Source organism: Bradyrhizobium sp. P2_E8 (assembly GCF_056403875.1).
This window is the reverse complement of sequence record NZ_JBFUES010000401.1, coordinates 1-6334: the sequence shown is the minus strand read 5'-3', so window position 1 is coordinate 6334 and position 6334 is coordinate 1. Positions and strand designations below refer to the sequence as shown.

Here is a 6334-nt window from a genome sequence, read left to right as displayed (position 1 = left end):
GGTCGTATCGGATCCAGCTCGCTGAACGGAAATCTCGTGCTGACGGGCGACAGCTATGACGACTATCAGGCCTCGATCAAGCGCATGCAGATGCCGCGCTGCTGGCGCGTGTTCGGCCGTCATGCCGGCGCGCGCTTCGAGATCGCCACGGATGTCAYGCGCGCGCATGAGCTGCTGGACGTGATGGATGCCCAGCAGCAGGCGCGCATGCGCAAGCTCGGCTCGCGGTTCGTCCTCAACGACGATACGCATGCCCGATTCTATCGCGAGGTCGCGCGCCAGGGCGTTGCGGATGGCTATGCCGTCGTCTCGGCGCTGGTGTGCGACGAGGGCGTCGTTGCCACCACGCTCGGCGTCAGGCATGGCGCGACCTACTTCCTGCTGCGCATCAGCCACGCCGGCGATGCATGGTCGAGCTGCTCGCCGGGGCTGCTCGTCACCGAACGCACCATGGCGGCGCTGCATGCACAGGGCGTGCGCCGTTTCGATCTCAGCATCGGCAACCAGGACTACAAGCGCCGCTTCGGCGCCGAGCCGGTGCCGTTGACCGACGTCAGCGTCGCGCTGTCCTGGCGCGGCGCTCCTTACGCATGGCGCGACCATGCTGCGCAAGGCCTGCGCCGCCACCCCAGGCTCGCCGCCGTCGCGGCGCGGGCGATCGGCAAGGGCACGCGCTGACAGGCGCCCCCCTGTTCGCTCATCATCTCGAAAGGCCTGCGCAGAAGGCATCCAGCAACGCGCGACCCTGTGGCCAGTCGCCAAGCCCGCTCGACGCATTGATGTGGCCGAGGGCGCCCGGCGCGATCAAGCCGGACTGCCAGGCGCTCGCCCGTCGCTGGGTCACCTCGAGCTCGCCATAGGGATCATTCGTGCTGACGATGATGAGCGAGGGAAAGCGCAGCGTGCGGTCCGGGACCGGCTTGAACGAGGCGGCTTCCAAGGGGAAATTGCCGCCGTCCGGATCGGGGACCGCGACCAGAAACGCACCCGCAATCGCGGATGGGAAGCGAGCGGCCCAGTGCACCACCAGCAGGCAGGCAAGGCTGTGTGCAACCAGCACAGGCGGCTTCGCGCAGTGCCCGACCGCTCGCTCCAGGGATTGCTCCCAGTCATGGAGGTCGGGCTGGTCCCAGCTCGCCGGCTGAAATCGCGTGAAGCGCGCGTCGGTGCGCTCCCAGAGCGTCTGCCAATGGGTGTCTCCGGAGCCGCCGAGGCCCGGCAATGTGATGATGTCGTGCATGATCGTCCCGTGATATCTGAGGTGACGCTGCAGTGTGGCCGATCCCGGTCCTGCATCACATGGCAAGTCATCGGCGGAATCGACCGTCTGCCGATGATCTCAAGGCGGAATGGAGAATTTTGTTGGATCGCTTCGGGAGCATCGATGCCAAGGACTTGAAGATCCTGGAGACGCTGCAAGCCAATGCGCGCGTGCCGTTGTCCGAGCTTGGCCGTTCCGTGGGGCTGTCCCAGCCGGCCGTCTCCGAACGCGTCAAGCGGCTCGAGGAAGCCGGAATCATCGAAGGCTACGGCGCCCGCATCAACCCGCGCGCCCTTGGGCTCGGCCTGATGGCGCTGGTGCGCCTGCGCACCTCGCATGAGCACATCAAGACCTGCCTCAAACGGTTCAGCGAGATTCCCCACATCGTCGAAGTCCATCGCGTGACCGGCGATGACTGCTTCGTGCTGAAGGTGCTGGTTCCGGCGCCGGAAGATCTCGAGACGATCGTGGATCGTATTGCCGGCTTCGGTGCTGTCACGACCTCGCTGGTGCTGCGGAGCGAACCGGCGCGGCCGATCGGCAAAGACCTTATCAGGAAGAAAGCCGAGCGCGGTTGAGGCGCGGCCTGCGCGATCGACAGGTCACCACGCCGTCACAAAGCCCTCGATTGCGCAGAGCTTCCGATTATCGCGCGCGTTGTGTTATCGTCGCCTCTGTTTCCCGGAGGCGACATGGAAGATCGTTCGGCAAAATATCGCGCATTCTATGCGCAGTTGATCTGCGCCGCGGCGAAGACCGCGGATCCCCGTATCGAGGAGGCCTTTCGGACCGTGAGGCGCGAGCCTTTCGTCGGGCCCGGGCCGTGGTCGATCGCTCTCGGCGGCCACCCCTATGTCGTGACGCCCGATGATGATCCCGCGTTCCTCTATCAGAACACGCTGCTGGCGCTCGACAGCACGCGTGGTCTCAATATCGGGATGCCCGGTGCGCACGCCTACTGGCTCAGCGGCTGCGCCGTCAGGGAAGGCGAGACCGTGATCCAGATCGGCGCGGGCAGCGGCTATTACACCGCGATCCTGGCGCATCTCGTCGGCCCCGGCGGCCGCGTCTATGCCTACGAGATCGACGAACGTCTGGCGGGGCTTGCGCGCGCGAATCTGAAGGACATCGCCCATGCGGACGTGCGCGACCGTTCGGGCATCGCGTCCGATCTGCCCAAAGCYGACGTGATCTATGTCTGCGCGGGCGCGGCGCAGCCTGCCGCCGAATGGCTCGATGCGCTGCGGCCCGGCGGGCGGCTGGTGTTTCCGCTCGCGCCCGAAGGCATGCTCGGCGGCATGCTGATGATCACGCGCCCGGACGACGGCGCGGTCTGGCCGGCGAAATTCCTCAGCCGTGCCCAGTTCATCGGCTGCGCGGGATTGCAGGATGCGGACGCCGGCCGGCGATTGGCCGACGCGTTCGCGAGGGGATGGGAGAGCGTGCAGTCGTTGCGGAGAGATGGCGCGCCCGACCAGACATGCTGGTTCGCCGGTGAGGGCTGGTGGCTGTCGACGGCGCCTGCGCCTGTTCTTACAAATCCTACTCCGTCCCACGCCGACATCACGCAGGCCTAGCGGTCACACGCGCCTTACGACCGCGTGCACCCGGCGCACTGAAAACGGCCGCGCGAGGCCCGAAACAGGCTGCGGCAATACCAGCGGCGCGCCAGCGCCTGCGCGGGCCTGCGGATCATCTGCGCTATCAACAAGAGTTCGAAAGCCATTCGTATCGCTTTTGATCAAATATCCTGCCCACAGAGATGGGGCGGCATTCCCGAATGAGAATGCCGCCCGCGTCGCATCAGCCATGCAGTCGATCGTAAAGCTTAACTGCGAGGCTCAGCCGTGCAGCTAGCCGTGCAGCTTCTTGGCGGTCTCCGCGATCTGGCGCCCCTGATAGCGCGCGCCGGCGAGCTCGTTGGCGCTGGGCTGGCGGCTGCCGTCACCGCCGGTGATCGTGGTGGCGCCGTAGGGCGCGCCGCCGGTGACTTCGTCGAGCTTCATCTGGCCGGCGAAGCCGTAGTTCATGCCGACCACGACCATGCCGAAATGCAGGAGGTTGGTGATGATCGAGAACAGCGTCGTCTCCTGGCCGCCATGCTGGGTCGCGCTGGACGTGAAGGCGCCGCCGACCTTGCCGTGCAACGCGCCCTTGGCCCAGAGCCCGCCGGCCTGGTCGAGGAAGTTGGCCATCTGCGAGGCCATCCGGCCGAAGCGGGTGCCGGTGCCGACGATGATCGCGTCGTAATTGGCGAGGTCCTCGATCTTTGCGATCGGCGCGGCCTGGTCGACCTTGTAATAGGAGGCTTTCGCGACCTCGGCCGGAACCAGCTCGGGCACGCGCTTGATGTCGACGGTGACGCCGGCTTCGCGCGCGCCTTCGGCAACGGCATTGGCCATCGCTTCGATATGGCCGTAGGCGGAATAATACAGGACGAGAACTTTGGTCATGGTGGTCTCCGTTTCAGATTTAATGGATTGATCGGGTTGGGGTCGTCGTGCCCAAGCAAAAGCGCGAAGCGTCTTCGCGCTAGATGTCCCGGGCATAAGGGAGAGAGTCGTTACGCCGCGTCGACAAGCACGAGCTCTGAATCCTCCAGAGCGGTGATCTTCAGCCTGCTCTCGTCGCGGATCGCGRCGCCGTCGCGGGCGTTGACGCGCACGCCGTTGATCTCGACTGAGCCCGCCGCGGGCACCAGATAAAGATGCCGCGACTTCTGCGGCTCGTACTCCGCGCTTTCGCCGGCCTTCAGCGTGGTGGCGAGCACCCGGGCATCGGCGCGGATCGGCAGTGCGTCCGCGTCGTTCTCGAAACCGCTCGCGATGGTGACGAGCTTGCCGGAGCGGTCTGCCTTCGGGAACGGCTTCGAGCCCCAGGTCGGCTGTCCGCCGCGCGTCACAGGCTCGATCCAGATCTGGAAGATCCGGGTCTTGCTCGGCTCGAGATTGTACTCGGAATGGCGGATGCCGCTGCCGGCGCTCATCACCTGCACGTCGCCCGCCTCGGTGCGTCCCTCGTTGCCGAGGCTGTCCTGATGGGTGATCGCGCCTTCGCGCACATAGGTGATGATTTCCATGTTGGCATGGGGATGGGCGGGAAAGCCGGTGTTCGGCGCGATCTCGTCGTCGTTCCACACCCGCAAGGCACCGTGACCCATGTTGTCCGGATCGTAATGGCTTGCGAAGGAGAAGTGATGCTTGGCCTTGAGCCAGCCGTGATCGGCGCCGCCGAGCTTCGCGAAAGGTCTGAGTTCGATCATGTGCGTAATTCCTTGGGTTGAACGGGTGACGCCTTGCTCAGGCGCCGAACCCGCCGTCGACATTGAGCACGGTGCCGGTGACGAAGGAGGCCTCCGGGCTTGCGAGGAAGACCACGCCGGCGGCGACTTCCTCGGGGCGGCCGAAGCGCTGGAGCGCATGCTGCTTGCGCTGGGCTTCCGCGAAGTCGCGGTCGTCGTCCGGGTTCATGTCGGTGTTGATCGAGCCGGGCTGCACGACGTTGACGGTGATGCCACGCGGGCCGAGGTCGCGCGCCGCGCCCTTGGTGTAGCCGACCACGGCCGCCTTGGTGGCGACGTAGTCGGCAAGGCCGGGGAATGAGGCGCGGTCGGCCAGCATCGAGCCGACCGTGACGATGCGACCGCCTTCGCCCATCAACTGCGAGGCGGCGCGGATCGCCGCGATCACGCCGTGCACGTTGACCGAATCCTGGCGGGCGAGGGCGTCGGTGTCGGCGTTGGCATCGTCGATCGCGCCGCCCGCGGCGACGCCGGCATTGTTGACGAGAATGTCGAGATGGCCGAATTCCTTGGCGACGTCGCTGACGAGCTTCGTGACGTCCTTGGCCGAGGCCTGGTCGGCCTTGAAGGCACGGGCCTTGACGCCCCTGGCCTTCAGCTCAGTGACGACGGCCTCAGCCTTGTCGGGCGAGGCGACATAGCTGATGGCGACATCCGCGCCTTCATCGGCGAGTGCACGGGCGGAGGCCGCGCCGATGCCGCGCGAGCCGCCGGTGACGAGGGCAACCTTGCCTGAGAGCTTCTTGGTCATTGGATTTCTCCATTCCCTGGGTTTGCGATTGACCCTTGGATAAGCGTTCGCCCGTGGTATAAAAATAGAAACTGTCGAAACACATTGTTTCCTAAATAGCCCGATTGGACCGGCCCCATGGCAAAACTCCCCGATTTCGAGGCGCTCGCGATTTTCGCAAAAGTCGTGGAATTACGGTCGTTTGCGGGAGCCGCGAGCGAGCTCGCGATGTCCAAGGCGACGGTGTCGAAGGCCGTCACCCGGCTGGAGGAGCGGCTCGGCGCCCGGCTGTTCAACCGCACCTCGCGCCGGCTCGCGCTGACCGATGCCGGGCACAAGCTCGCCGAACGGGCGACGCGCCTGCTCGTCGATGGTGAGGCGGCGGAGAACGAGGCGCTGGCGCAATCGGTGGCGCCGCGCGGCCTGGTGCGGCTCGCCGTGCCCATGACGTTCGGGATCAAGGCGGTTGCGCCGCTGCTGCCGGAGTTCTTCGAAACCTATCCGGAGGTCTCGGTCGATCTGCACCTGAGCGATGCGACCATCGACCTGATCGGCGAGGGCTTCGACATGGCGGTGCGGATCGCGCGGCTGCCGGATTCCTCGCTGATCGCGCGCCGGCTGTTCACCATGCCGCGGTTCACGGTGGCGGCGCCGTCCTACCTCAAGCGCCACGGCCGCCCGACGCATCCGATGCATCTGGCCGAGCACAAATGCTTCAGCTACGCCTATCTCTCGACGCCCAATGTCTGGCACTACACCAATTCCGCCGGCGAGCAGGCGAGCGTGCGCCCGGGCGGGCAGCTTCGCGTCAACAACGGCGAAGCGGTGATGCCGGCGCTGATCGCCGGCCTCGGCATCGCCGAGCTTCCCGAATTCATCGTCGGCGAGGCCATCTCCTCCGGCGAGGTCGAGGTGATCCTGAAGGACTGGAAGCAGGCCGAAGGCGCCGTGCACCTGGTGACGCCGCCCGGCGGCCCGCGCCCCGCGCGCGTCGAAGCCCTCGCCGATTTTCTCGCGGCAAAGCTGCCAGGCACCTGCAAGC

8 protein-coding genes are annotated in these 6334 nt (G+C 66.2%); 4 read left to right on the top strand and 4 right to left on the bottom strand.

All coding sequences use genetic code 11. From position 1 onward, the window contains the following. Nucleotides 1-678 (top strand): GNAT family N-acetyltransferase (locus AC1D00_RS21700; protein ID WP_477012072.1); only part of this gene is annotated, 678 nt, incomplete at its 5' end. Nucleotides 679-700: 22 nt separating this feature from the next. Here the strand turns inward: AC1D00_RS21700 and AC1D00_RS21695 are convergent. Next, entirely contained in the window at nt 701-1240 is a 540-nt protein-coding gene (locus AC1D00_RS21695) for an RBBP9/YdeN family alpha/beta hydrolase (RefSeq protein ID WP_477012071.1), read from the bottom strand. A gap of 122 nt (nt 1241-1362) precedes the next feature. Between AC1D00_RS21695 and AC1D00_RS21690 the strand changes: the two genes are divergently transcribed. Together AC1D00_RS21690 and AC1D00_RS21685 are read left to right on the top strand one after the other, a co-directional pair. After that, nucleotides 1363-1839, top strand: a complete 477-nt coding sequence (locus AC1D00_RS21690; RefSeq protein WP_404552688.1) for an Lrp/AsnC family transcriptional regulator — start codon at nt 1363-1365, stop codon at nt 1837-1839. A gap of 114 nt (nt 1840-1953) precedes the next feature. Beyond that, on the top strand, nt 1954-2838 hold the full coding sequence (locus AC1D00_RS21685) for a protein-L-isoaspartate O-methyltransferase family protein (RefSeq protein WP_477012070.1): 885 nt from the start codon (nt 1954-1956) through the stop codon (nt 2836-2838). Between the two features lie 276 nt (nt 2839-3114). On the opposite strand, the gene wrbA is transcribed toward AC1D00_RS21685, so the two are convergent. The 3 genes from wrbA to AC1D00_RS21670 form a co-directional block, all read right to left on the bottom strand. Beyond that, on the bottom strand, nt 3115-3714 hold the full coding sequence (wrbA, locus tag AC1D00_RS21680) for an NAD(P)H:quinone oxidoreductase (protein ID WP_135179341.1): 600 nt from the start codon (nt 3712-3714) through the stop codon (nt 3115-3117). 110 nt (nt 3715-3824) lie between these two features. Further along, nucleotides 3825-4523, bottom strand: a complete 699-nt coding sequence (locus tag AC1D00_RS21675) for a pirin family protein (protein WP_477012069.1) — start codon at nt 4521-4523, stop codon at nt 3825-3827. Nucleotides 4524-4560: 37 nt separating this feature from the next. Next, nucleotides 4561-5313: an SDR family NAD(P)-dependent oxidoreductase gene (locus tag AC1D00_RS21670; protein WP_477012068.1), complete on the bottom strand. Its 753-nt coding sequence runs from the start codon at nt 5311-5313 to the stop codon at nt 4561-4563. Nucleotides 5314-5430: 117 nt separating this feature from the next. On the opposite strand from AC1D00_RS21670, the gene AC1D00_RS21665 reads away from it, so the two are divergent. Then, nucleotides 5431-6334: LysR family transcriptional regulator (locus AC1D00_RS21665; protein WP_477012067.1), on the top strand; the 904-nt coding region annotated here is incomplete at its 3' end.